Source organism: Streptosporangium sp. NPDC020072, assembly GCF_040631445.1.
Taxonomy (GTDB): domain Bacteria; phylum Actinomycetota; class Actinomycetes; order Streptosporangiales; family Streptosporangiaceae; genus Streptosporangium.
This window is the reverse complement of sequence record NZ_JBEYAB010000037.1, coordinates 1-2,121: the sequence shown is the minus strand read 5'-3', so window position 1 is coordinate 2,121 and position 2,121 is coordinate 1. Positions and strand designations below refer to the sequence as shown.

Genomic DNA, 2,121 nt, shown 5'->3' with positions numbered 1-2,121 from the left:
CGCGCACATTTCCCCGAAAAGTGCCACTTGCGGAGACCCGGTCGTCAGCTTGTCGTCGGTTCAGGGCAGGGTCGTTAAATAGCCGCTTATGTCTATTGCTGGTTTACCGGTTTATTGACTACCGGAAGCAGTGTGACCGTGTGCTTCTCAAATGCCTGAGGTTTCAGCAAAAAACCCCTCAAGACCCGTTTAGAGGCCCCAAGGGGTTATGCTAGTTATTGCTCAGCGGTGGCAGCAGCCTAGGTTAATTAAGCTGCGCTAGTAGACGAGTCCATGTGCTGGCGTTCAAATTTCGCAGCAGCGGTTTCTTTACCAGACTCGAGTACTTACTTAAATGTTAGGGCTCCTCCTCCAGTGCCCGGCGGATGTCCGCGGGCAGGGCGTCCGTCGGATGGTAGACGCGGAGCGCCGAGGGGCCGGCCGCGCCGGGGACCTCGGTGAGGTCCGCCACGGGTGCCGGGTCGGCGACCAGTTCCGCGAGCCGGTCGGCGGCGCCCTCCAGCGCCTTGCGCTCCATGCCCAGGGGCACGGCGAGCCGGATCAGGTGCCGCTCCGGCGGTTCCGATCCGTCGGTGAGCCGGACACCCGGGGCGAGGTGCGGGCCTCCGCGTACCCCGGTGGCCGCGTAGATCCAGGACAGGTAGGAGGCCACGGGGTGCCGCAGGGGGGTGCCGGGCGCGGCCTTGTCCACGTCGAGCAGCACGCAGTGGGCGGTGGGTCCGGGCACCAGCGGCACCCCGCCCAGCTCGAGGCGCTGCCGGAACGCGGCCACGTCGGCCACCCTGCGGGTCACGAGACGCTCCGTGGACTCCTGGTGCAGCAGTGCGGCGGACAGCACCCGGCGTGCGGACAGTCCCGGTTCCCGGCCGCGCTCCAGCATCCGTTCCGTCAGCCGCTCGGCGAGGCGCTCGTCGGTGGTGGCGACGAGACCGCCGCCGTCGACGCCGAAGTCCTTCGACAGACTGAACGTCACGGCCTGCGCGAGGCCCAGCATGTCCTCGGCGATCTGCCACAGGTCCTGGGCCGGCCGTCCGGAGGCCGCCGTCACCAGCAGCGCGTTGTCGAGCAGCCGGGTGGCGTCGAGCACGAGCGGTACCCCCCGGGCACGCGTCCGCCGTGCGACCGCGCGCAGGTTGTCCAGCGACAGCGGGGCGCCGCCATGGGCGTTCGTCGCGGTCTCCACCAGGACGAAGGACACGCCGTCGGCGTACCGGTCGAGGGCCACGTCCAGCGCGTCCAGGTCGAGGTCGGCCGCGTAGGGCCCCGCACCGGCGACCGGCAGCGCCACGGACGGGTCGAAGCCCTGCTCCACCAGCGTGCCCAGCCAGGTGGGGAACGCCGAGTTGTGCAGGACGCGGCCGCGGGGCCCGGGCCAGGCGCGGCACAGCCGTTCCTCGGCGGCACGGCCCGACGCGGCGAAGAAGCGGTGGGCGAACGGCAGCCAGGGCAGCTCCGGCGGCCGCTCGCCCGTGAGCCCGGCCTCGTCGGCGAGGTCTGCGAGCGCCCGCGTCCGTTCCCGCTGCCAGGGGTCCGCGCGGTCCGCCCACGAGTCGGTGACGAGGTCGAGTTCCACCTCGACGTGCGGGATCAGGACGGGGTTGTGACCATGGGCGGCGAGCCGGGCCAGACGGGGGCCGCGATCGGGGGCGGGGTGCGGCTCGTGGGCGCGGGACACGGGCTCGACGCCGTCCCCGGACGTACGCCGCGACTGGAAATAGAGGTTTTCGTCCCCCGGATCCTGGCTGTGGTGATGATGGTGATGGCTGCTGCCCATGGTATATCTCCTTATTAAAGTTAAACAAAATTATTTCTACAGGGGAATTGTTATCCGCTCACAATTCCCCTATAGTGAGTCGTATTAATTTCCTAATGCAGGAGTCGCATAAGGGAGAGCGTCGAGATCCCGGACACCATCGAATGGCGCAAAACCTTTCGCGGTATGGCATGATAGCGCCCGGAAGAGAGTCAATTCAGGGTGGTGAATGTGAAACCAGTAACGTTATACGATGTCGCAGAGTATGCCGGTGTCTCTTATGTGTCGGTTGCCCGGTTGGTGTACCTGGCCTCCAAGGTTTCTTCGATATCGCGGGAAAAAGTGGAAGCGGCGATGGCGGTGCTGTA

The 2,121-nt window shown here is 66.8% G+C and carries 2 protein-coding genes; one reads left to right on the top strand and one right to left on the bottom strand.

Annotated elements, in window-relative coordinates; all coding sequences use genetic code 11:
* Nucleotides 1-337: 337 nt before the first annotated feature.
* Entirely contained in the window at nt 338-1,774 is a 1,437-nt protein-coding gene (locus tag ABZ470_RS41615) for an aminotransferase class I/II-fold pyridoxal phosphate-dependent enzyme (RefSeq protein ID WP_362918713.1), read from the bottom strand.
* A 201-nt stretch (nt 1,775-1,975) separates the two neighbouring features.
* On the opposite strand from ABZ470_RS41615, the gene ABZ470_RS41610 reads away from it, so the two are divergent.
* Nucleotides 1,976-2,121: LacI family DNA-binding transcriptional regulator (locus ABZ470_RS41610; RefSeq protein WP_362918717.1), on the top strand; the 146-nt coding region annotated here is incomplete at its 3' end.